24 protein-coding genes are annotated in these 20,775 nt (G+C 68.9%); 11 read left to right on the top strand and 13 right to left on the bottom strand.

Features of this window, described 5'->3' with window-relative positions; genetic code table 11:
- Positions 1-18 precede the first annotated feature (18 nt).
- Positions 19-309 carry a transcriptional regulator gene (locus tag P0592_RS12885; protein WP_276271303.1) on the bottom strand — a complete coding sequence of 97 codons (291 nt, stop codon included), beginning with the start codon at positions 307-309 and terminating at the stop codon, positions 19-21.
- Between the two features lie 189 nt (positions 310-498).
- Here P0592_RS12885 and P0592_RS12880 point away from each other — a divergent pair, with 189 nt between their 5' ends.
- Complete coding sequence (locus P0592_RS12880) at positions 499-2,670, top strand: bacterio-opsin activator domain-containing protein (RefSeq protein ID WP_276271302.1); 2,172 nt, start codon at positions 499-501, stop codon at positions 2,668-2,670.
- A gap of 69 nt (positions 2,671-2,739) precedes the next feature.
- The gene (locus tag P0592_RS12875; RefSeq protein WP_276271301.1) at positions 2,740-3,411 is read left to right on the top strand and encodes a DUF7344 domain-containing protein; all 672 of its coding nucleotides are present in this window, start codon (positions 2,740-2,742) and stop codon (positions 3,409-3,411) included.
- Positions 3,412-3,454: 43 nt separating this feature from the next.
- Here the strand turns inward: P0592_RS12875 and P0592_RS12870 are convergent, their stop codons facing one another.
- Positions 3,455-4,090 (bottom strand): FAD-dependent oxidoreductase, encoded by a 636-nt coding sequence (locus tag P0592_RS12870; RefSeq protein ID WP_276271300.1) that lies wholly within the window; start codon positions 4,088-4,090, stop codon positions 3,455-3,457.
- Positions 4,091-4,231: 141 nt separating this feature from the next.
- Here P0592_RS12870 and P0592_RS12865 point away from each other — a divergent pair, with 141 nt between their 5' ends.
- Positions 4,232-6,010, top strand: coding sequence for a 2-oxoacid:acceptor oxidoreductase subunit alpha (locus P0592_RS12865; protein WP_276271299.1), 1,779 nt, complete (start codon positions 4,232-4,234; stop codon positions 6,008-6,010).
- Positions 6,007-6,870, top strand: coding sequence for a 2-oxoacid:ferredoxin oxidoreductase subunit beta (locus P0592_RS12860; RefSeq protein ID WP_276271298.1), 864 nt, complete (start codon positions 6,007-6,009; stop codon positions 6,868-6,870). Before P0592_RS12865 ends, P0592_RS12860 begins: the two co-directional genes overlap by 4 nt.
- Positions 6,871-6,900: 30 nt before the next feature.
- Here P0592_RS12860 and P0592_RS12855 read toward each other — a convergent pair whose 3' ends face one another.
- Positions 6,901-7,170 carry a hypothetical protein gene (locus P0592_RS12855; RefSeq protein WP_276271297.1) on the bottom strand — a complete coding sequence of 90 codons (270 nt, stop codon included), beginning with the start codon at positions 7,168-7,170 and terminating at the stop codon, positions 6,901-6,903.
- Positions 7,171-7,317: 147 nt separating this feature from the next.
- Here P0592_RS12855 and P0592_RS12850 point away from each other — a divergent pair, with 147 nt between their 5' ends.
- On the top strand, positions 7,318-8,265 hold the full coding sequence (locus P0592_RS12850) for a winged helix-turn-helix domain-containing protein (RefSeq protein ID WP_276271296.1): 948 nt from the start codon (positions 7,318-7,320) through the stop codon (positions 8,263-8,265).
- 70 nt (positions 8,266-8,335) lie between these two features.
- Positions 8,336-9,703, top strand: a complete 1,368-nt coding sequence (locus P0592_RS12845) for a cryptochrome/photolyase family protein (RefSeq protein WP_276271295.1) — start codon at positions 8,336-8,338, stop codon at positions 9,701-9,703.
- Positions 9,704-9,745: 42 nt separating this feature from the next.
- Here the strand turns inward: P0592_RS12845 and P0592_RS12840 are convergent, their stop codons facing one another.
- Positions 9,746-10,900, bottom strand: coding sequence for a hypothetical protein (locus P0592_RS12840; protein ID WP_276271294.1), 1,155 nt, complete (start codon positions 10,898-10,900; stop codon positions 9,746-9,748).
- A 104-nt stretch (positions 10,901-11,004) separates the two neighbouring features.
- Between P0592_RS12840 and P0592_RS12835 the strand changes: the two genes are divergently transcribed.
- From P0592_RS12835 to P0592_RS12825, 3 genes are all read left to right on the top strand, one after another.
- The gene (locus P0592_RS12835; RefSeq protein ID WP_276271293.1) at positions 11,005-12,240 is read left to right on the top strand and encodes a digeranylgeranylglycerophospholipid reductase; all 1,236 of its coding nucleotides are present in this window, start codon (positions 11,005-11,007) and stop codon (positions 12,238-12,240) included.
- A gap of 47 nt (positions 12,241-12,287) precedes the next feature.
- Complete coding sequence (locus P0592_RS12830) at positions 12,288-13,004, top strand: NAD(+)/NADH kinase (RefSeq protein ID WP_276271292.1); 717 nt, start codon at positions 12,288-12,290, stop codon at positions 13,002-13,004.
- Between the two features lie 61 nt (positions 13,005-13,065).
- Positions 13,066-13,527 (top strand): DUF7313 family protein, encoded by a 462-nt coding sequence (locus tag P0592_RS12825; RefSeq protein WP_276271291.1) that lies wholly within the window; start codon positions 13,066-13,068, stop codon positions 13,525-13,527.
- A 140-nt stretch (positions 13,528-13,667) separates the two neighbouring features.
- Here the strand turns inward: P0592_RS12825 and P0592_RS12820 are convergent, their stop codons facing one another.
- The 8 genes from P0592_RS12820 to P0592_RS12785 all read right to left on the bottom strand — a co-directional run bounded on the left by P0592_RS12820 (position 13,668) and on the right by P0592_RS12785 (position 18,808).
- Positions 13,668-13,940, bottom strand: coding sequence for a DUF7314 family protein (locus P0592_RS12820; RefSeq protein ID WP_276271290.1), 273 nt, complete (start codon positions 13,938-13,940; stop codon positions 13,668-13,670).
- Between the two features lie 10 nt (positions 13,941-13,950).
- On the bottom strand, positions 13,951-14,250 hold the full coding sequence (locus tag P0592_RS12815; RefSeq protein WP_276271289.1) for a DUF7315 family membrane protein: 300 nt from the start codon (positions 14,248-14,250) through the stop codon (positions 13,951-13,953).
- 142 nt (positions 14,251-14,392) lie between these two features.
- A complete protein-coding gene (locus tag P0592_RS12810; RefSeq protein ID WP_276271288.1) occupies positions 14,393-15,166 on the bottom strand; it encodes a cytochrome b family protein in 774 nt (257 codons plus the stop codon).
- 4 nt (positions 15,167-15,170) lie between these two features.
- Positions 15,171-15,974, bottom strand: coding sequence for a cytochrome b (locus P0592_RS12805; RefSeq protein WP_276271287.1), 804 nt, complete (start codon positions 15,972-15,974; stop codon positions 15,171-15,173).
- A gap of 4 nt (positions 15,975-15,978) precedes the next feature.
- Positions 15,979-16,842 (bottom strand): ubiquinol-cytochrome c reductase iron-sulfur subunit, encoded by an 864-nt coding sequence (locus P0592_RS12800; protein ID WP_276271286.1) that lies wholly within the window; start codon positions 16,840-16,842, stop codon positions 15,979-15,981.
- Positions 16,842-17,261, bottom strand: coding sequence for a DUF7318 family protein (locus tag P0592_RS12795; RefSeq protein WP_276271285.1), 420 nt, complete (start codon positions 17,259-17,261; stop codon positions 16,842-16,844). The genes P0592_RS12800 and P0592_RS12795 overlap by 1 nt, the downstream gene beginning before the upstream one ends.
- Complete coding sequence (locus tag P0592_RS12790) at positions 17,261-17,923, bottom strand: halocyanin domain-containing protein (RefSeq protein ID WP_276271284.1); 663 nt, start codon at positions 17,921-17,923, stop codon at positions 17,261-17,263. The genes P0592_RS12795 and P0592_RS12790 overlap by 1 nt, the downstream gene beginning before the upstream one ends.
- Before the next feature lie 60 nt (positions 17,924-17,983).
- Complete coding sequence (locus P0592_RS12785; RefSeq protein ID WP_276271283.1) at positions 17,984-18,808, bottom strand: DUF7319 domain-containing protein; 825 nt, start codon at positions 18,806-18,808, stop codon at positions 17,984-17,986.
- 105 nt (positions 18,809-18,913) lie between these two features.
- Between P0592_RS12785 and P0592_RS12780 the strand changes: the two genes are divergently transcribed.
- Both P0592_RS12780 and P0592_RS12775 read left to right on the top strand, forming a co-directional pair.
- Positions 18,914-19,396 (top strand): DUF7321 family protein, encoded by a 483-nt coding sequence (locus P0592_RS12780; protein ID WP_276271282.1) that lies wholly within the window; start codon positions 18,914-18,916, stop codon positions 19,394-19,396.
- Positions 19,397-19,457: 61 nt separating this feature from the next.
- A complete protein-coding gene (locus P0592_RS12775) occupies positions 19,458-19,997 on the top strand; it encodes a universal stress protein (RefSeq protein WP_276271281.1) in 540 nt (179 codons plus the stop codon).
- Between the two features lie 4 nt (positions 19,998-20,001).
- On the opposite strand, the gene nth is transcribed toward P0592_RS12775, so the two are convergent.
- Positions 20,002-20,688 carry an endonuclease III gene (gene nth, locus P0592_RS12770; protein WP_276271280.1) on the bottom strand — a complete coding sequence of 229 codons (687 nt, stop codon included), beginning with the start codon at positions 20,686-20,688 and terminating at the stop codon, positions 20,002-20,004.
- Positions 20,689-20,775: the final 87 nt, after the last annotated feature.

Raw genomic sequence — 20,775 nt, 5'->3', positions numbered from 1 at the left:
CCGCCGTCGGCGGCCGCGTCACCCGATCCGGTAGGCCGGTTCGCTGACGCTCTCGGCCTTGCACTCCGGGCACCGGCTCGGCCGGTTGGTCAGGTCGTCGAAGTCGCTGAACCCACACTCCTCGCACTCCGGCGGCGCGACGAGCAGCTGCTCGTCGGTGCCGTCGAGAGACCGAGCTATGTGTTCCACGTGTGTCAGCGCCGTACTGGTCCTGATGTCGAAGTCGTTGGCGATCGACCCGGCGGCCATCGGTCGGTCCCGCAGTCGGTCGGCGATGCGCTGGCGCGTCGTCCGACTTGCCTCGCGCATAGGGGTGCTATCGCGGTAGGCGGTAATAGGCCTTGTTGCGCCGCCCCGTCGCCCTCACGGTAGGGGAGTGACCGCTCGCGGGCGTCGACGACGAGGACGTACGCCGGCTCTTCGGAGGCGAAACGCGGCGTCTACCGAGACTGCGGTTCCATCGACGGAACTTTGGGTAATGACAACTAGAGGCACAGTATGGGCTCGGGTCATTCCGACGACATTTACGCGGAGACGCTGTCGGTGTTCGACCGCCGGGACGACCAGTACGAGCCGCTGACGACGCCGGAGGTCGCCGACGCGCTGGACGCCCAGCGCCGGACGGTCCACAAGCGACTGTCGAAACTGGCCGAGCGCGGCGAACTCGCGACCAAGGAGACCGGTTCGAACGCGAGGGTCTGGTGGCGGACACCCGACGGCGCGACGGACGCCTCGGCGTGGACCCCCGAGCGGCAGTCGCGCGCGCTGGCGACGCTGACCGACGGCGTCGGCTTCGTCGATCCCGACGGGATCTACCAGTACGTCAACGAGCAGCACGCGAGGGTGTACGGGTACGAGCGCCCGGCGGAGTTCGTCGGTGAACACTGGGAGATGTGCTACACCGAGGCCGCACTCGCCCGGTTCGAGGACGAGATCTTCCCGAGCGTCCGCGAGCGCGGCGGGTGGCGGGGAGAGGCGACGGGGAAGCGCGCGGACGGCACGACGTTCCCGCAGGAGCTCTCGCTGACCGCGACCGACGACGGGGGGCTGGTCTGTGTCGTCCGGGACATCACCGACCGCAAGGAGACCGAGCGCCAGGTCAGGGAGGCGCGGCACTTCAACGAGGAGCTGGTCGAGAACGCGCCGTTCGGGATGTTCCGTCTCGACGAGGAGCTTCGCATCACCTACGAGAACCCCCGCGCCGAGGAGATCATCGGCCTGCTCGAGGAGAAAGAACAGTCCGACGCGATCGGTGTCAGGTTCAGCGACCTGCCGCCGGTCGTCGAGACGGGACAGGCCGAGAAGTTCGACGCCCTCCGGGAGGGCGAGACCGTCGAGTTCGACTTCCCGTTCGAGTCCATCTACGGGAAACGGGCGTACTTCACCGGCCGCGCGGTCCCGGTGTACCGCGACGGGGAGTTCGACGGCGCGATCCTGATGGCGACCGACATCTCCGAGCGCAGGCAGTACGAGCGGGAACTCGAGACCCGGCGGGAGCAGCTGGCCGCGCTGGACGAACTGAACAGCGTCGTCCGCGGCATCACGGAGGCGGTCATCGAGCAGTCGACGCGGGCGGAGATCGAGCAGACGGTCTGTGACAGGCTCGCCGAGTCGGACTCCTACCGGTTCGCCTGGGTCGCCACGGCCGACACGGACGGACAGCTCACCACGCGGGTCGCGGCAGCGGAGGACCGGCGAGAGAGCGAGACGCCGTTCGCGACGCTCCCGACCGACGAGAACCCGACGACGCGTGCGATCCAGTCGGGCGAGATGCAGGTCCGCCGGAACGCCCAGCAGGAGCCCGAGACGGCGTCGATCCGCGAGCACGCGCGCGAGCACGGTTACCGCTCGCTCGCGGTCATTCCCGTCACGCATCAGGGCGTCGTCTACGGCGCGCTCGGCGTGGTCTCGGAGCGACCGGACGCGTTCGCCGAGGCGGAGCGGGCCGTCGTCGGACAGCTGGGCGACGTGGTCGGGCACGCGATCGCCGCCGTCGACCGGAAGCGGGCGCTCGTGAGCGACGAGGTCGTCGAACTGGACCTCCGGCTGCCGGACCTCCCCGTCCCGGCCGCCGGCGACGTGACCGACGACAGCGTCGAGATGGACCGACTGACCCCGCTCGGTGACGGTGAGTACCTCCTGTTCGGCCGGGCGGGCCCCGACGGGCTGGCGGTCCTGGAGCGGCTCCACGAGGAACTGGAAAACTGGGGGCCGGTCCGGACGCTCGGCGAGGACGGCGACGAGATGCGGTTCGAGCAGCGCCTGGCGGACGCGCCGGTCGCATCCGTCGTCGCCGACCACGGGGGGTACTTCGTCCGCGGGTCGATAACCGACGGCGGCATCACGACGACGGTCCAGCTGCCGCCGGAAACCGACGTCCGGTGGGTCGTCGAGCTCGTCAGGGAGACCTACCCGGACGCGACCGTCACCCGCCAGCAGCAGCTGCGTCGCGACGCCACCCCGTCGAGACGCGTCGCCGACACCCTCGACCTGACCGAGCGACAGCGAGCGGCCATCGAGGCGGGCTACTTCGGGGGCTACTTCGACACGCCCCGGCAGCAGTCCGGGGCGGAGATCGCGGCGTCGCTCGGGATCCGGGCGTCGACGTTCCACCAGCACGTCCGCAAGGCCGAACGGAAGCTCTTCGAGGCCGTCCTGACCGAGCGGTGAGCCGCCACCGTCGCGGGGGCTCAAATTTGAGTGCGGCGAACTATGCACCTCGGACGGCTTGATCGTAGTATGAGTGGGGAGCGGACGTCGTCGAGACGGACGGGCGGGGACGCCGAGCGGTTCGCGGTCCTCCGGAACCGTCGACAGCGACGGGTCCTCTCGCTGTTCGCCGACCGCACTCGGCCGATGACCGTCCGCGAGATCGGCACTCGCGTCGTCGCTCGCGAGCGGGGGATCGACCCCGCCGACGTGCCCGACGCGGACAGGATCGCGGCGGTGGTCGACCTCGAACACCGGTGTCTGCCGGCGCTGTCGGCGGGCGAGTGGGTCCGGCGGGAGGAGGACCGCGTCGTCGCGACGAAGCCGTGGCCGCTGGCCGACACGGGGCTGTCGCTCCCGGACCTCCGCGACCCGGCGGACCCGGTCTGGGAGCCGATCAGTCGGCTGCTCGTCCGACCACGGAGGCGAGCGGTGGTGGCGATCGTCGCGACGCGCGAGCGTGCGCTGACCGTCGACGACCTCGCAGACAGCCTCCGGGACCGGGGGGTGCCCGGCCGGACCACCTACCCCCGAGACCGGCGGCCCCTCGTCTCGACGCTGCACCATATCGACCTCCCGGTGCTCGCCGACACGGAAACCGTCGGATACGACCCGGAGACCGGGCGGCTCACCGCGGCGAGACTGACCGAACCGGTCGCGCGCCGCCTCGACGGAGAGCTACCGGACGGAGTGGGGCTCTGACCGCCAGCGGGCTCCGGTCGACGGCCGAGCGGAGACCCGCCCCTCAGCCGAAGTTCTCGATCTTCGCGTCCTCGGTACCGACGCCGGCGGCCTCCAGCGCGCCCGTGGCGGCGTCGATGAAGTCGGCGAAGCCGTAGATGAACAGTTGCCCGCCGTCGGCGGTCACCTCGTCGACGACCGCCCCCAGCGGGTCGTCGTCCCCGAGGACGTGGACCGTCGCACCCCGCTCGCGGAGCGCGGCGAGTCGGTCCTCGTGGATCGGCTCGTCGTCCCGGTAGACGAGGACGGCCTCGTTGCCCTCGTCGAGCGCGCGCTCGGCGATCCCGATGCCGGGACCGATACCCGGCCCGCCGGTCAGGAGCACGGCGCGGGGCTCGCCCTCGTAGTAGTCCGAGCCGAACGGCCCGGTGGCGCGGACCTCGTCGCCGGCCGCGAGGTCGGCCAGCACGGGCGCGACGTCGCCCTCGGGGTCGATGCCGACGGTGACCTCGAACGTCTCGGTCACGTCCGGCGAGGAGATGGTGTAGAACCGCGACTCCTCCGCGCCGTCGACGGAGAGCGTGAGCTTGACGAACTGACCGGGCTGGGCGTCGAACGAGGCCGGCGTCTCGAAGTCGATCGCGATGGCGTCGGGACCGACCGAACGCACGGCGGCGACGGTGAGTGGACGTTCGTCCATATCCGCGAGGTAGCGACGCCCAGTGAAGGGGATTTCGGTCGATTCTGCCGCCTGTCGGAGATCTTGTTTCGGATTCGAGTAGCCCGCGCGCGGGCACACACGGAACGCTTTTCAGCCCCGGCAGGCTACTCGCGTGGTAGAATGCCAGAGGACCTCAACTGGGCCATCGGCGGGGAGGCCGGCGATGGCATCGACTCGACCGGGAAGATCTTCGCACAGGCGCTGTCCCGGGCCGGTCGACACGTCTTCACCTCCAAGGACTTCGCGTCACGGATCCGAGGCGGGTACACCGCCTACAAGGTCCGGACCGCCGTCGACCGCGTCGAGAGCGTGGTCGACCGACTGGACATCCTCATCGCGCTGACCGAGCGGACCATCCACGAGAACGAGGACGAGCTCCACGAGGACTCGGTGGTCATCTACGACGGGGAGCGCTCGACGATGCAGGACGTCGAGGTCCCCCACGGTGCCACCGCACTGGAGGTCCCGCTCAAGCGACTGGCCGAGGACGCCGGCGGGGCCATTATGCTCAACGTCGTCGCCCTGGGCGCGGCCTGCGAGGTGACGAACTTCCCCATCGAGAACTTAGACGAGAGCCTCCAGAAGCGCTTCGGCGACAAGGGCGAGGCCATCGTCGAGAACAACAAGACCGCCGCTCGCAAGGGCCAGGAGTACGTCCAAGAGGAGTTCGAGACCGACGACTTCGGCTACGACCTGGAGACGACCGACGCGGACTACGTCCTGCTGAACGGCGACGAGGCCATCGGGATGGGCGCGCTCGCGGCCGGCTGTCGGTTCTACGCCGGCTACCCGATCACGCCCGCGACGGATATCATGGAGTATCTCACCGGCCGCATCGACCAGTTCGGCGGGAAGGTCGTCCAGGCCGAGGACGAACTCGCGGCCATCAACATGGCGCTGGGCGCGGCTCGCGCCGGCGCGCGCTCGATGACCGCCACCTCCGGACCGGGCATCGACCTGATGACCGAGACGTTCGGCCTCGTGGCGACGAGCGAGACGCCGCTGGTCATCTGTGACGTGATGCGCTCGGGCCCCTCGACGGGGATGCCGACCAAGCAGGAGCAGGGCGACCTCGACATGACGCTGTACGGCGGCCACGGGGAGATCCCCCGGTTCGTCGTCGCGCCGACCAACATCTCCGAGTGCTTCTGGAAGACCGTCGAGGCGTTCAACCTCGCCGAGAAGTACCAGACGCCGGTCTTCCTGGTCTCTGACCTCGCGCTCGCAGTCACCGAACAGACGTTCTCGCCGGACACCTTCGACATGGACGAGGTCGAGGTCGAGCGCGGGAAGGTCGTCGACGAGGACGAGGTCGACGCGTGGCTCGACGAGCAGGGCCGCTTCCAGGCCCACTTCGCGACCGCCGACGGCGTCTCCCCGCGGGCGTTCCCCGGGACGACCGACGGCGCGCACATGACGACCGGGCTCGAACACGACGAACTCGGTCGTCGGACCGAGGACACCGACGTCCGCATCGAGCAGGTCGACAAGCGCCAGCGGAAGGTCGACACCGCCCGCGAGCAGGAGGAGTTCGACTACCGGGAGTTCGGCGACCCCGACGCCGACACGCTGGTCATCTCCTGGGGCTCGAACGAGGGCGCGATGCGCGAGGGCCTGGACCTGCTGGCCGAGGAGGGCCACGACGTGCGGTTCATCTCGGTCCCGTACATCTTCCCGCGGCCGGACCTGACCGAGGAGGTCCAGGCGGCCGAAGACGTCATCGTCGTCGAGTGTAACGCCACCGGCCAGTTCGCGGACGTCATCGAGCACGACGTCTTAGAGCGGGTCGACCGCATCAACAAGTACAACGGCGTCCGGTTCAAGGCGGACGAACTCGCCGCGGACGTGAAAGAACATCTCGCCGGCGACGCCGGCACACAGGAGGTCGAGGCAGAATGAGTTCCGACGTTCGATTCACAGACTTCAAGTCAGACAAGCAGCCGACGTGGTGTCCCGGATGCGGCGACTTCGGGACGATGAACGGGATGATGAAGGCCCTGGCCGAGACCGGCAACGACCCGGACAACACGTTCGTGGTCGCCGGGATCGGCTGTTCCGGCAAGATCGGGACGTACATGCACAGCTACGCGCTGCACGGCGTCCACGGTCGCGCGCTGCCGGTGGGCATCGGCGTGAAGATGGCCAACCCCGACCTGGAAGTGATGGTCGCCGGCGGCGACGGCGACGGCTACTCCATCGGGGCCGGCCACTTCATCCACGCCGTCCGCCGGAACGTCGACATGAGCTACGTCGTGATGGACAACCGGATCTACGGGCTGACCAAGGGCCAGGCCTCCCCGACCTCCCGCAAGGACTTCGAGACGGCGACCACGCCCGAGGGGCCGAAACAGCCCCCGGTCAACCCCAAGGCGCTGGCGCTGGCCTCGGGCGCGACGTTCATCGCCCAGTCGTTCTCGTCGAACTCCCAGCGCCACGCCGAGATCGTCCAGCAGGCGATCGAACACGACGGGTTCGGCTTCGTCAACGTCTACTCGCCGTGCGTGACGTTCAACGACGTCGACACGTACGACTACTTCCGGGACACCATCGTTGACCTCGCGGAGACGGACCACGACGCCGACAACCGCGACCAGGCCAAGGACAAGATCCTGGAGAGCGACAAGGAGTACATGGGCGTCCTCTACCAGGACGAGGACTCCGTCCCCTTCGAGGAGCGCGAGGGGGTCGAGGGCTCGATGGCCGAGATCCCCGACGGTGCGCCCGAGGGCGCGATGGACCTCGTCCGCGAGTTCTACTGAACGCACGCTACGTTTCCCTGCTCGTCACGATCAGTCGGACCGGCTCGACCGTGACCGGGACGGGTCCGAACGCTGCGCGGTGCCGTCGGCCGACCGTGCGCGTCGGCGACGGAGCAGTCGGCGGCCGACGCGGACGGCCGCCGCGGCGGCCACGCCGGCGAGACACAGGGCCGCCGTCGCGGCCGGGTAGCTCAGCGCCACCAGAGCGGCCGCGAGGACGGCGACGAGCGCGACGCTGCCGCGAGCCGTCGGGAGGGTGTGCGTCGTCCGCGGGCGGTCGGGGTTCGGGGACTGTCGCATACCCGTTCGTAGTACCTCACCCGGCAAAAGTATAATCTGAACGATACTTCTGTAAGCGAGTTTGCCGAAGTTTCCTTCTGTAACGAGCGCGTACGTTTCAGCCCGCCGTGGCTGCGATTTAGGGACTTCGAGTGCGTACCGGCAGGTATGTCCGACGACGACGGGACGCTGTCGCCAGACGAGGCGTTCGGCGTCCTCGGCAACGAGACGCGGCTGGCGATCCTGCGGACCCTCGGCGAGGCCGACGAACCGCTCCCGTTCTCGACGCTGTACGACCGCGTCGACGTCGACGACTCCGGTCAGTTCAACTACCACCTCGACAAGGTGGTGGGCCACTTCGTCCGGAAGGACGACGACGGGTACGCGCTCGAACGGGCCGGCCGGCGCGTGGTCGAGGCGGTGCTCGCGGGAGCAGTGACGGAGACGCCGGGGACGGAGCGGACACCGGTCGACCGCACCTGCTCGCTCTGTGGGGGACCGGTGGAGGCGGCCTGGACGGAGGGGAGCGTCGAACTCTACTGCACCCAGTGTGACGGCAAGTGGGGACGGACACGCGGGGGCGAGCCGAAGGGGGGCGCGGCCGAGGCGGGCTACCTCGGCCGACACCTGTTGCCGCCCGCGGGCCTCCGCGGGCGGGACATGGACGAGACGGTGCGGGCCGCCTGGACCTGGACCATCCTCGAGGTGTTCGCGATGGCCAGCGGCATCTGTCCGCGCTGTTCCGCGACCGTCGAGCGGAGCGTCGGCGTCTGCGAGTCCCACGACGCCAGCGCGGGCCGCTGTCCCACCTGTGACAGTCACCACGCCGTCACCGTCGGCTTCGAGTGTACCAACTGTATCTTCGTGACCGGCGGCGCGGCGTCGCTGGCGGTCGTCAACCACCCGTCCGTGCTCCGGTTCCTGCTCGACAACGGCCTGGACCCGCTCGCCCCGGCGGACACGGGCGTGGTGGAGGCCGTCCACGAGGCCTACGAGGAGGAGATCCTGGCGACCGACCCGCTGGACGCGCGGTTCACCTTCGACCACGACGGCGCGACGCTGACGCTCCGGGTCGACGAGACCCTCGACGTAGTCGAGGCACACCGGGGCGGCTGACTGTGCCCCCCGCTCGCATACACAACTGGATTGGGGGCCGAGTCATACGTTCGGGGACCCACCGTCTGGTATGGACGTCTTCTGGCACCAGCGCGACCTCCGCGTCCCCGACAACCGCGGGCTCTCGGCCGCCGCGAGCGACGGGTCGGTCCTCCCGGTGTACGTCGTCGACCCCGACGTGCTTGGCACGGTCGGGAAACGACAACGAGCGTTCTTCCTCGCGGGCGTGCGGGAACTCAAGCGGGCCTACCGCCGCCGGGGGAGCGACCTGCTCGTCCGCACGGGGGCGGCCGACGAGGTGCTGGCCGAGGTCGTCGCCGAGTTCGACGCCGACCGCGTGGTCTACAACGAGCACTACCGGCCCGCCCGCCGCAACCGACAGCGCCGGGTAGACGAGGCGGTCCCGACGGAGTCTTCGGTCGACCTCCTGCTCGTCGACCCCGACGGGCTGGACCGGCGCTACGAGAACCACAGCCGCTTCTACGACGACTGGCAGGCCCACCACAAGCTGCCGCCGGTCGAGGTGGTCGACGGCGACCTCGCCGACGTGATCGACGACGCGCCCGTCCCCATCGTCGACGCCGACATCGACCTCCCGGCCGCGGGGTACGAGGCGGCCCGCGAGCGCTGGGAGCGGTTCCTCGCCGACGGCATCGAGACCTACAGCGACACCCGCGACGACATGACGGCCGCCGTGGAGCGTCCCGTCGGGGCCGTCTCCCGGATGTCCCCGTACATCGCCGCCGGGATGATCGGAATCCGCGAACTGTGGCGCGACGCCAGCGAGCGCCACGCCGCGGTCGGTGGCGACGCCCGGCGAAACGTCCAGAAGTACCGCTACGAGCTCTCCTGGCGCGAGCAGAACTACCACCTGCTGTACTACAACCCCGACCTGCTGACGGCGAACTACACGTCCTTCCCCAACCCCATCGAGTGGGAGAACGACCCCGACCACTTCGAGGCGTGGACGCGCGGCGAGACCGGCTACCCGCTGGTCGACGCCGGGATGCGCCAGCTGAACGAGGAGGGATACGTCCACAACCGCCCGCGACAGAACGTCGCCTCGTTCCTGACCAAGCACCTGCTGACCGACTGGCGGGAGGGGGCGCGGTACTTCGCGAAGCAGCTGGTCGACCACGACCCCGCCTCGAACTACGGGAACTGGCAGTGGACCGCCTCGACGGGGACCGACTCGGTGGACGTGCGCATCTTCGACCCCGTCGCCCAGATGAGCAAGTACGACGGCGGGGCCGACTACGTCACCGAGTACGTCCCCGAACTCCGGGGCGTGCCGCCGTCGAAGATCGTCGACTGGCCGACACTCTCGGACGGGGAACGGGCGGAGCTGGCACCCGACTACCACCATCCGATCGTCGACCGGGACGCCGCCTACGAGCGCGCCCAGCGGGTGTTCGAGCGGGCGCTCGGAAAGCGATAGCGGCGGCGAGCAGCCCAGGGAGACGCTCTCGCGAAGACCCGCTCAGTGGTGCCCCGGCAGCACGCTCGGGTCCCCCGACCGATAGATGTACTCCACGGCCACGCCCGTCAGCGGCGAGTCGGCCGCAGTCGCGTACCCCTTGGCGGCGTCGAGGTACTGCTCGGTCACGTCGACCACGCGGTTGTAGGCCGCCCGCTCGTCCGGGGCCAGCAGGTACTCGGCGGTCACGGGCGTCAGCTGTCCCTCCGCGCGGTCGTCGGCGTAGTCGTCGACGTCGTCGAGCCACACCTGCGCGCCGATGATCGCGAGGACGATGGCCCGCGCGAACTCGTCGTCGATGTCTAACCCCGCCAGCCGGTAGAGGTCGAGCATCCCGTCGTACAGTACGCCGACGCGGGCGTACTGGGTCTTGCTGTAGGGCAGGTCCTTCTCGGCGCGCTCGAAAGTCGCCGGCTCCTCCTCGTAGTCCGCGAGCTTGTACTCCTCGCGGATGGCGTCGACGGCCTCCCCGTCGCCGGCCTCGGCCCGCTCCATCAGCTCGCGGAAGTGCTCGTCGCGCTCCTGGTGGGCCTCGGAGTAGTCGACCGCCCACTGGTAGGCGTCCTCGACGACCGGCGGCATCTCGTCCAGCAGGCCCTGGAGGTGGGACTGGAGCGCGGCCTGGGCCGTCTCCGCCACGCGGCGGGGGTCGAGGTCGGCGTCGGTCTCGAAGTCCTCGAACTCGTCGTCGTTGATCGCGTCGCGCATATCCCCGTCGATCAGCGCCTCGATCGAGAGGCGGGTCATCTGCTCGGCGCGCACGACGCGCTCGCGCGGCGAGAGGTCCGGCGTCCCGTCACCGAGCGACGCGGCGTCGGCGGGCGGGACGCCCGTCGCGATCTCGTCGTCGACCGGGTCGCCGTCGGCGTCGCGCCGGGCCGCCCGGTAGACGTACCCCAGCGTCAACTGCGCGGGCAGGATGAGCTTCGTGTCGTAGCTGAACGACACGGGACGGCCGAACTCATCGGCGAGCGCGGCCTCCACGCGGTCGTAGACGTCCTCGACCATCCGCTCGGTCCGGTCATCGATCTCGGACTTCAGCGCGAGGCTGTCGTAGTCGAACACGCCGGTGTCCGCGTAGTAGCCGAGCACCGACCGCAGAGCGGTCGGGAGCCGCGAACTGTCGGCGAGCACGCCCGCTCCAGTCTTGAGCACCATCCTTCGGTCTGGGAACTGCTGTGACTGGCGGCGTCTTTACCCTTTCGAGAGCCGCCTCGGGCGGGAAGGCAAGACTGATTAGGAAAACGGCGTACCCTCACGGTATGCGCGACCGCTTTGACGTGGTTATCGCCGGGGCCGGTCCCGCTGGCGGGCAGTGTGCGCGGGACCTGGCCGAACGCGGCTACGACGTGCTCGTGTTGGAGACGGAGCCCGAAGACGAGTTCCCACGTCAGAGCAACAAGTCGACGGCGGGCACCTTCCCGTCGATGATGACGTCGTTCGGCATCCCCGACGACGTCGTGATGCAGTACACCGACTCAGTCGTCCTGGAGTCGCCCAACGACCACTACGTCCGCACGCAGACCGGCGCGGTGCTGGAGTTCGCGGAGTTCAAGCGCTTCCTCGTCGCGGACGGCCGCGAGAAGGGCGCGACCTACCGCTTCGACTCGCGTGTTTCGGCCCCGATCACGGACGACGGCGAGGTGGTCGGGGTGCGCTACGACGGCGACGAGGAGGTGTACGCCGACGTGGTCGTCGACGCTACCGGCCCCGCCGCGCCGCTGGCGAAGAAGCTCGGCGTGGTCGACCTCAAGCGCGAGAAGCAAGCCATCGGCATCGAGTACGAGTTCGAGGGCGTCGACGTCGATCACGAGGGCTACGCCGACCTCCACGACGCGATGATGCTCCGGCTGGACCACGACCTCGCGCCCGGGGGCTACTCGTGGATCTTCCACACCGGCGCGGACACCGCGAAGGTCGGCCTCTGTTACATCCAGAACGAGGCCCACCACGACTACGCCAAGGAGGGGATGGGGATCGACGACTACCTCGACTACTGGCTGGAGAAAGACCCCCGCTTCGCCGACGCCGAGCGGATCGAGGGGACACAGGCTCACCGGGGGTCGGCACACATCCAGCCCCCCGGTTCGCTGAGCACCGACAACTTCATGGCCATCGGCGACACCGTCCCGACCATCGACCCGCTCTGGGGCGAGGGCATCCACAAGGGGATGAAGTCCGCCCGCGCCGCCGCGGCGACGGTCGACGCCGCGCTCACGCCCGACGAGCCCGACACCTCCGCCGAGGCGCTGTCCGTCTACGACCAGCTCTGGCACAGTCAGGTCGCGCCCAAACAGAAGACGCGGCTGATGATGACCGAACTCCTCTATCTCGCGCCCAACGAGCGGTACGACCGGCTGATGGCCGACCTCCGGCAGACCGACGACGACGTCCTGACCGAGATCAACAACGGCAACCGCGCCGCCTTCCGGCAGCTGTTCCACCTCTCGGACCTGCCGCTGCTGGCGAAGTACGCTCGCCAGCGCATCGCCGAGTGAGGGGAAGTGCGGCAGCCTTTTTTCGGGGCGCTCGAACGTACCCGGTGATGAGCGAGCGCATCGGCGTGGTCGGCGACGACGCCGTCGCGGAGCGACTGCGCAAGGCGGGCCTGTCCGTCGCCCACGGCACCGGTGACGCCGTCCCCGCGACCGATCGAGTGGTCGCCGTCGGACAGACGGCTCTCTCACGGATCGCCGCCGCCGAGGACGACCCGCTGGTCCTCCCGGTGGCGGCCGGTCGCGGCGTCCGGTCGGTCCCCGACGACGCGGTGGCCTCGGCCGTCGCCGACCTCGACGACGCGCGCGTCGAGCGCCACCCGGTCCTCTCGGTCGCCGTCGACGGGTCGACCGCCGGGACCGCCGTCTGGGACGTGACGCTCGTGACCGACGACGCCGCTCGCATCTCCGAGTACGCCGTCGAGACGCCGACCGATCCCGTCGCACGGCTCCGCGCCGACGGCGTCACCGTGGCGACGCCGGCCGGCTCCCCCGGCTACGCGCGCCGGGTCGGCGCACCGGTGCTGGCACCCCTGTCCGACGCCTGCGTCGTCGCGCCGATCGCCCCGTTCGCCACCAACCCAGACCACTGGGTGGTGCCCGCCGACGACCTCTCGGTGACGGTCCTCCGGGACGAGGCCCCGGTCGACTGCTACCTCGACGGCGAGGCGGCCACGGCGGTCCCCTGTGGCGGAGCGGTGACGTTCGGTCGGGCCGGGACGCTCCGGGTCGCCGTCGTCGGCGCGAGCGAGTCGCGGTTCGGGTGAGGCGGGGGACTGACTCCCGCGTTTGGAAAGACACTAATGCCAGTCGCACACATCTCCGCGTATGCAGCCATCCGTGACGCTCTTCGGGCCGCTGGACACGATTCTGGGGAGCACCGCCCCGGGTGGGGTGCTCCTGGTCGAGTACGTCCTGTTCGCGCTGGTGTTGGCTAACTTCGCGACGCGGGCGCTCGCCCACCGCAACCACGTCTCGGAGTACGAGGACGGCGGCGCTGAGTCGGTCAGTCGCTACCTCCCCCACGAGGCGATGAACGTCCTGCTGGTCGTCGTCTCGTTCTTCTACACGACGCTCGCACAGCACGGCGGGATGGTCATGTCGACGCTCGTGCTCGGCCTGGTCATCACCGACTTCTTCGAGTTCGAGTCCCGGAAGGTCGAGGCCCGCCGGGACCTGGACCTCGAACGGCCGAAGGGATCGCTCGTCGCGGCCGTCGTGGTGTTCCTCTACGCCGGCTTCCAGGCGCTGTTCTGGGTCATCGAAGCGCCGTGGTCGGCGGTCGTCTGAACGGGGCCACCGCTTCTCCGCGTTCGCCGGACCGAGGAGCCGTGCGTCGCCGCTCGTGATCGAGAAGGGGCCTCTCGCCGGTGGCGGGACGGGGTCGCTCGACGACGGGGCGACGACTGTGTGACGGCGAGAACGACCGGTTACGCCGAGCGGTCGTCGAGGTAGTCCCGGGCCTGGCTGATGGCCGGGATGACGACCCAGAAGGTGAGCGCGCCGAAGACGGCGAACCAGAAGAACACGTCCATCAGCGCGATGGCGATGCTGTCGAACACGGTGCGGCTCTCGACGGGTGGGAGCTCACCGATGAGCTGTGCGCCCTCGAAGCTCGGCGTCCGGTACCAGCCCGCGATGGTCATCCAGCCGAGGCCCCCGACCATCAGGGCACCGAACCCTTTCATAAACTCGTCAGCCATTATCCGAAGGTTAGTCAGCGTCGTCTTTAGACTTTCCCATCTCCGCGGTCCGGAAGCGCGTCGAAAACGCGTAGACGGCGCTGCCGGCGAGTATCGAGAGCACGCCCGCGATGGCCAGGGGCACGTCGATCTCCGAGGCCGGCACCGACGCCCGCTGTGTCGCCGTGTCGACGAGGACGAACCCGACGACGACGCTCGCGACGGCAAAGAGTGTCGAGAACACCGTCACGGCCTTGTAGACCCGCAGCGGGACCTCGACGTCCCGGCGCTCGTTCCCGTCGTCGGCGACCCCCGACTGGTCTGCTGTCATCGTCCCCGCTAGGGTCGGGAGCTACTTAGCCCCGGCGAGACCGGTCTGAACCCCGTCCGAGTCGGGCCCCCGACGAGGCCGCGTCGCTCGCACGGAGCAGACGCGATGGACGCGCGAGTCGAGAGAAACGGGAGCCGAGCCGCTACTTCGGCGGCCGGAGCCGGTAGTACCGGCGGTTGAGGTCGAACATGTACCCCTCGCGCATCGTCTTCAGCACCGCGTAGGTGATGGTGGCGCTGACGATGGGCACGAGGAACGTCAGGTCGAAGATCAGGTGCGAGTCCATCGGGATGAGGTTCTTGATGGACAGCGCAGCGATGGTGAGGCTGAACACGACGCCGGACATCCCGACGGCGGCCCAGAACGGCTGCTCGACGGGGCGGCGCGCCGATCCCTTGTTGATGAACGGCACGATGGCGACGAACCCGACCACGACGACGTTCGCGATGACGCCGTAGGTCCGGTCGGCCATCAGTTTCGACCCGCCGAGGATGCTCAGGTTGGGGTTGAGCGGGCCCAGCTTCAGCAGGCCGAACGACCAGTAGAGGTACCAGTCCGGCAGGATGATCGCCGGCGTCACGCTGGAGTTCGCCGGGTTCGGCATCTCCGGCGGGAGCGCGGCCGCCACGAACAGGATCATCCCGACGAAGAAGCTCGTCAGCGCCAGGTTCCGGATCATCTCGTGGGGCCAGGCCGGGAACGCCAGCACGTCCCGCTCGACGTAGTCCGACTGCTGGCGCAGGTCCTGGTCCTCGCGGCGGGACCGCTCGAAGTACTCGTAGGTGAGCCGCGAGAGCCCCTGGGAACGCTGCTTGCGCTCGGACCAGGTCGGCGTCTCGTCGTCGGGTGCGACGATGCCGCCGCCGCCCGAGCCGTCGGTGCGAACCTCGTCGTCGGTGGAGTCGTTGTCGCTCATGGTATCAGTGTGGTTCCGCGATGCCCTGCATCCAGACGATGCCGATGTGGACGGCGATGAGGCCGGTCGTCACGAACGGCAGGACGAACACGTGCAGGATGTACATCCGCACGAGCGTCGACTGGGAGAGCGTGAAGCCGCCGAACAGTAGCTGGGCCACCCACTCGCCGATGAGCGGGATGGACAGGGACATCTCGACGCCGATCTGTCCGGCCCAGTAGGAGAGCTGGCTCCAGGGCAGTAGGTAGCCGGTGTACCCGAACACCAGGGTCAGCGAGATCAGGACGATCCCGATGAGCCAGTTCAGCTCGCGGGGTTCCTTGTACGCCCCGGTGAAGTAGACCCGGAGCATGTGGAGGAAGACCGCCGCGACCATAATCTGTGCGGCCCAGCGGTGGACCGACCGCAGGAAGTAACCCAGATTGAGCTGGCCCATAATGATGAGCACCGAGTCGTAGGCGACCGTCGGTTGGCCGCTGGCACCGGCCGCCGCGGGGGCGTAGTAGAACCCCAACAACGCACCCGAGAGTGCCGCGACCAGATACGCGACCGTCGAGAAGGACCCGAGCGCGTACAGTGGGTACCAGTACCAGAACTTGTTGTCGAGGTTGTACTGCTCGGTGTGGCTCTTGGGCATCTGCATGTTGACCTTGTAGTACAGGTCCTCGAGGATCTCGAGGTAGTCGACGATGCGCAGACGCTTGTCGAGCCAGATGAGCGTGGTCAGGTATATCGATTCGAGCGGGCTCAGCTCCCGCTTCTCCATCCAACCGCCGTGGTCGTGTTCGTCTTTGCGTTCCAGACTCATTGTGCTATTCGGTCCGCGGGGGGCGTGGCAGCGCCACGAACTGCTTTTTCACCGGGCTGAACGGGTTGTACACCGACTGGTGGCACTGGCAGTAGATGCGGTTCGCCGCCCCGAAGTTGGCGCTGCCGGCCAGCGTCTTGAACCCGGGGACACAGCAGAAGTGGGTGCACTTGTTCATCCACGCGATGAACCCCTCCTCGGTCGCCGCCGAGATGAACTGCTGGACGTCGCTGGGGAGGCTGCTGTACTTCCCCTCCCCGTTGGCCATCTTCTCGATCTCGACGGAGCGGATCAGCTGGACCGGGATCGTCTTGACGTCGCCCTCGGAGCGCCAGTTGGCGCTCGCGGGCTTGCCGAGCCCGGCCGTCCCGATGCCGTTGCCCCACTCCTGGTAGTCGCTGAACATGTCCACCGTGAGCGGCGCTCCGGCCTCGACGTCGCTCTGCCAGGCGTAGGAGCCCGGACTGCTGCGGAGAGTGTTGTCCTGTTCGACCTGCGGGTACAGCCCCGCTGCGGTCTGCATCCCGCAGTACTGGAACCAGGCGGAGGAGTAGTCGATGCCGCTGCCGCCGAAGTCCCGTGCGATTGCGACGCCCGCTTCGGGGTCGTACTCCGGCCAGACGCCCCTCAGTTCCCCGCCCTCGATGGTGATGGGGATGATCGGCATCCCGCGCGGGGCGGGGCCGTCCGTGTTCTCGACCGCGACGAACTCCGTCGTCCCGCCGCCTTCGCCGGCGGCGTCGGTCGTGGCGTCGACGGCGGCAGCGCCACCGACGCCGATGCTGGAGAGGGCGGCGCTGCCGACGACGCCTTTCACGAAGCGACGTCGGCCCGTCTCGGCTGGGTACTTGTCTTCGTCCAGAGGCATTATTTCTTGTAGTAGGGGTAGACAGCGCGCTTGATTGTCTCTACGAACTGCTCCTCGTCGGCCAGCGACTCGCCGTCGACGTCCTCCTGTCGGATGTAGAGGTCCTCCCACTTCCGGCGGCGCTTCTTCACGATCATCACGTCGGGGAGGAACTCCTTCCGGTAGAGGAGCATAATGAACGCCAGGTCGATGAAGATGGCGGTCAGCACGCCCCCGAGGAACATGTTGGCCTCGATGAGCCGGACCGTCAGCGACGTCCCGATACCGGACGCCCACCCCGCGAGCATCCCGTAGGTGAACAGTCCGACGAGGACGATCTGGATGACCGTCAGCAGGACGATACCGACGGCGGCGGCGGTGCTCTCGCGCGGCGGTTCGTACCGGTGGATGTCGCCGTAGGTAGAGCCTTCCGAGGCCATCAGTTGTTCCCTCCGCTGGTGTGGGGCGATTCACCGTACTTCAGCAGGAAGAAGGTGAAGACGAGGGGGATGACGACGGCGAGGCCGGCCCCGAAACCGACGAAGTGGGGCTGGATGGGGACGCCCGCGTAGTGGGGGTCGACCTCCTGTGGACCGCCGCCGCCGATGGTCTGTGTCGCGTAGTCCTCGCCGACGACGACGGCACCCCTCATGTTGAGGCCCTGGTGGGGGGCGCAGTAGTAGGGGTAGATGCCGTCCTCTTCGAACGTGTACTCGTAGTTGACGCCGGAACTGGCGACGGCGCTGCCCGAGTCCAGCGGCCCCTCGCCCTGCGAGACGACGTTGTGGCTGCCGCCCTCGCCGGTCCACTCGAACTGGACGGTCGCGCCGTTGTCGACGTGGATGGCCGGCGGGCCGAACCCGTAGGCACCGCCGCCTTGCTGGACGCCGACTTCGACGGTCGCCGTGTCCTGACCGGTCGCGTCGACGGTACTTCCGGGGCCGTCGAAGTTTGTGACTGGGTCGAGCCAGCCGCCGTAGTCCGGCACTGTCTGTGCGCCGCCGCCGCCCTCTTCCTGGGCGGCCGCGGGACCGGCGGCGCTGAGGGCGGCCGCTGTCCCGGCGGCACCCCCGGCAGTGCGGACGAACTCCCGTCTCTTCATTACGTCCTAGGGTCAGGATTGTGTTTGTATAAACCCACCGGATACCGCCCGCAGGAACCGCTACGCTCCGACTTCGCCGGTCTCCTCGCTCTCGCCGTCCTGGCCGCTCTCTCGGGGTTCGAGCTCGGGGACGAAGTCGGGTCGCTCCCCGTCTTCGAGCCCGACCGCTCGGAGCCTGTCGCGGTACTCCTCGGCCCGGAACTTGTCCGAGAGGCGGGCGTTGGCGACCGTGAAAAAGAGGACCAGCGCGACGGCGACGAACGCGAGGCCGACGACCACGAGGAGGACGGTGTTGATGCCGGCCCCGCCGAACAGGCCCGCCGCAGCCAGCAGGCCGCCGCCGAACAGCGCCAGGCCCGCGAGCAACTGCGCGCCGGCGATGACCTGGAGCATCCGGTTGCCGAGCTCGCCGCCGCCCTCGGGCACGTCGTCGGGTTCGGGCAGCGGCCTGTCGGGGACCTCCTCGGGCGGGTCGTAGGAGTCCATCGAGCAGAGCGCGACGGTGGGTTTCACGTCCCGGAGCACCGTCCCCTCGCCCTCGACGGTGCCGTCGGGGTAGACGATGGCGTACCCCTCGTCGGAGTAGGCCAGCACGCGCGGCGGGTCGGCGTGGCGCTCGACCCGGGCGAAGACGTCCCGCGTGGCGACGCGGTTCAGGAGGTCCCGGTGGACGCGGTCCAGCAGCTCGTCGTCGGTGATCCAGGTGTCCGGATCGAAGGCGGCCTCCCACTCCTCGGCGCTCATCTCGGCCATGTCCGCCGGACCGAACTCCTCGAAGTCGTACTTCTCTTCGACCTGCTGGCGGAGGGCGTCGAGGTCCGACTCGTCGGCCCGGTCGCTCGGTGGCCCCTCTCGGCCGCGGTCCTCGTCCGACGATTCGCTCATCGTGTCCCACTACGGGCGGGGAACTCCTTAGAGTGACGGTCGACCGCGGGGATCGCCCGGCGTCCATCCGGCATCCTTTAGCGGGTCCTTTCCCAACGCCCGGCCATGGTCTCCGAGGGGCTTGTCGCGTCCGTCGTCCTCCTGATGGTGACGCTGAGTTTCCCCTGTTTCGTCTACGGCGCGTACTACATCATCGAGACGGAGCCGGTGACGTGGGACGTGCTGATGCACCACCTGAAGTTCGTCGTCACGGGGCTGGCGCTGACGACGGCCCCGATGCTGCTGTGGATGGCCCCGCGGCTCCCCCAGCAGTTGGGCGGGCTCTCGGCGGTCCACGCCTACCTCGGCCTGCAGGCGTACGCGCTGCTGGCCTTCGGCGGGACCGGCATCGTCCGCATCTTCCGGGCGAAGCGCCAGCACGACCTCTACAACGACTACGACGAGGACGTGTTGCTCGACGAGATCGGCGGCGAGCGGATGGACCACTGGCGGTCGCGACTGCGCATCGGCGTGTTCGGCTACGTCATCTTCTGGCTGCTCGCCTACGTCGTCGGCGTCTCGCGGTACGTCCTCCGGTACGTGGTCTGAGGACCGCGCGTAAAGAAGTTCGCCTAGATTGATAATAACTCCCCGTCTACACTAACGGGTGATGTACGAGAGCGTCCTCTTTCCGACGGACGGGAGCCCGGGCTCTGAGACGGCGATGGAGCACGTCGCCGACCTCGCGTCGCTGTGCGACGCGACGGTCCACGTCCTCTACGTGGCCGACAGGGAGAACGAGCCGTCCCACCTGGTGATGCGCGACGACGACACCGGCTTCTCGGGGATGGTCAAGCCCGACGAGATCGAGCGCCAGTCGGGGATGACCGAGACCGGCGACGACGTGATGGGACGGGCCGAGGCCGCCGGCGAACAGCTCGTCGACGGCGTCGCGGAGTGGCTCGCCGAGCGCGGCCTCGACGCGGTGACGTCGGTCCGGCGGGGAACCCCCTACCGCGCCATCGTCGACTACGCGGCGGACAACGGGATCGACCTCGTCGTGATGCCGACCCACGGCCGGCGGGGAGTGGACCGCTTCCTGCTTGGGAGCGTCACCGAGAAGGTGGTCCGCACGGCCGACGCGCCGGTGTTGACCGTGCGACTGGACGACGAGGAGGCAGCGAGCGACGAGACGGCGACTGAAGGGTAGGCGGTCAGCTCCACCGCTCGCCGGTCGCGAGGTCGACGTCGCTGTCGCCCCGCTCGGACGGACAGATGTCGGCCAGGACACAGTCGGCGCAGTCGGCCGAGCGCGCGCCACAGACGGCCCGCCCGTGGTCGATGAGCAGGTGAGTGAACCCCTGCCACTCGCTCTCGGGGACCACGTCGACGAGGTCGTCCTCGATGGCCTCGGGGCGCTCTTCCGCGGTCAGACCGAGCCGGCGCGAGAGCCGCTGGACGTGCGTGTCGACGACGATGCCCTCGACGATGTCGTGGCCGTGCTGGAGGACGACGTTGGCCGTCTTCCGCCCGACGCCGGGGAGGTCCGTCAGCGCCGCCATCGTGTCGGGCACCTCGCCGTCGTGTTCCGCGACGAGCTGCTCGCCGATCCCCTTCAGGTAGCCGCCCTTGTTGTTGTGGAACGTGATGCCGTAGATGTCCTCGGCCAGCTGCTCCTCGCTGGCCGCGGCGTAGTCCTCTGCCGTCTCGTACGTCTCGAAGAGGTCCGCCGTGACCTCGTTGACCCGATCGTCGGTACACTGCGCCGAGAGGACGACGGCGACCAGCAACTCCAACCGGTTCGCGTAGTTCAGCGAGATGGTCGAGTCGGGGTACTCCTCGCGGAGGCGGTCGACGACCGCCTCGGCCTGTGCCTGGCGTGGCTCCAGCGGCGTGCCCATACCCCGTGGCCGGGCCGCGCCGACTTCGGCCTATCGCTCGCGGCAGGCGCAGTACTGTGCTATCGCTTCACACGCTCCGGTAACGCT

The organism is Haloarcula litorea (genome assembly GCF_029338195.1).
Lineage (GTDB): Archaea > Halobacteriota > Halobacteria > Halobacteriales > Haloarculaceae > Haloarcula > Haloarcula litorea.
This window is presented reverse-complemented; position numbering and strand designations above follow the sequence as displayed.

What these genes read in the sequence shown, in the direction of transcription:
- P0592_RS12885 (WP_276271303.1), bottom strand. Translation starts at nt 309, where the DNA reads ATGCGCGAGGCAAGTCGGACGACGCGCCAGCGCATCGCCGACCGACTG.
- P0592_RS12880 (WP_276271302.1), top strand. Translation starts at nt 499, where the DNA reads ATGGGCTCGGGTCATTCCGACGACATTTACGCGGAGACGCTGTCGGTG.
- P0592_RS12875 (WP_276271301.1), top strand. Translation starts at nt 2,740, where the DNA reads ATGAGTGGGGAGCGGACGTCGTCGAGACGGACGGGCGGGGACGCCGAG.
- P0592_RS12870 (WP_276271300.1), bottom strand. Translation starts at nt 4,090, where the DNA reads ATGGACGAACGTCCACTCACCGTCGCCGCCGTGCGTTCGGTCGGTCCC.
- P0592_RS12865 (WP_276271299.1), top strand. Translation starts at nt 4,232, where the DNA reads ATGCCAGAGGACCTCAACTGGGCCATCGGCGGGGAGGCCGGCGATGGC.
- P0592_RS12860 (WP_276271298.1), top strand. Translation starts at nt 6,007, where the DNA reads ATGAGTTCCGACGTTCGATTCACAGACTTCAAGTCAGACAAGCAGCCG.
- P0592_RS12855 (WP_276271297.1), bottom strand. Translation starts at nt 7,170, where the DNA reads ATGCGACAGTCCCCGAACCCCGACCGCCCGCGGACGACGCACACCCTC.
- P0592_RS12850 (WP_276271296.1), top strand. Translation starts at nt 7,318, where the DNA reads ATGTCCGACGACGACGGGACGCTGTCGCCAGACGAGGCGTTCGGCGTC.
- P0592_RS12845 (WP_276271295.1), top strand. Translation starts at nt 8,336, where the DNA reads ATGGACGTCTTCTGGCACCAGCGCGACCTCCGCGTCCCCGACAACCGC.
- P0592_RS12840 (WP_276271294.1), bottom strand. Translation starts at nt 10,900, where the DNA reads ATGGTGCTCAAGACTGGAGCGGGCGTGCTCGCCGACAGTTCGCGGCTC.
- P0592_RS12835 (WP_276271293.1), top strand. Translation starts at nt 11,005, where the DNA reads ATGCGCGACCGCTTTGACGTGGTTATCGCCGGGGCCGGTCCCGCTGGC.
- P0592_RS12830 (WP_276271292.1), top strand. Translation starts at nt 12,288, where the DNA reads ATGAGCGAGCGCATCGGCGTGGTCGGCGACGACGCCGTCGCGGAGCGA.
- P0592_RS12825 (WP_276271291.1), top strand. Translation starts at nt 13,066, where the DNA reads ATGCAGCCATCCGTGACGCTCTTCGGGCCGCTGGACACGATTCTGGGG.
- P0592_RS12820 (WP_276271290.1), bottom strand. Translation starts at nt 13,940, where the DNA reads ATGGCTGACGAGTTTATGAAAGGGTTCGGTGCCCTGATGGTCGGGGGC.
- P0592_RS12815 (WP_276271289.1), bottom strand. Translation starts at nt 14,250, where the DNA reads ATGACAGCAGACCAGTCGGGGGTCGCCGACGACGGGAACGAGCGCCGG.
- P0592_RS12810 (WP_276271288.1), bottom strand. Translation starts at nt 15,166, where the DNA reads ATGAGCGACAACGACTCCACCGACGACGAGGTTCGCACCGACGGCTCG.
- P0592_RS12805 (WP_276271287.1), bottom strand. Translation starts at nt 15,974, where the DNA reads ATGAGTCTGGAACGCAAAGACGAACACGACCACGGCGGTTGGATGGAG.
- P0592_RS12800 (WP_276271286.1), bottom strand. Translation starts at nt 16,842, where the DNA reads ATGCCTCTGGACGAAGACAAGTACCCAGCCGAGACGGGCCGACGTCGC.
- P0592_RS12795 (WP_276271285.1), bottom strand. Translation starts at nt 17,261, where the DNA reads ATGGCCTCGGAAGGCTCTACCTACGGCGACATCCACCGGTACGAACCG.
- P0592_RS12790 (WP_276271284.1), bottom strand. Translation starts at nt 17,923, where the DNA reads ATGAAGAGACGGGAGTTCGTCCGCACTGCCGGGGGTGCCGCCGGGACA.
- P0592_RS12785 (WP_276271283.1), bottom strand. Translation starts at nt 18,808, where the DNA reads ATGAGCGAATCGTCGGACGAGGACCGCGGCCGAGAGGGGCCACCGAGC.
- P0592_RS12780 (WP_276271282.1), top strand. Translation starts at nt 18,914, where the DNA reads ATGGTCTCCGAGGGGCTTGTCGCGTCCGTCGTCCTCCTGATGGTGACG.
- P0592_RS12775 (WP_276271281.1), top strand. Translation starts at nt 19,458, where the DNA reads ATGTACGAGAGCGTCCTCTTTCCGACGGACGGGAGCCCGGGCTCTGAG.
- nth (WP_276271280.1), bottom strand. Translation starts at nt 20,688, where the DNA reads ATGGGCACGCCGCTGGAGCCACGCCAGGCACAGGCCGAGGCGGTCGTC.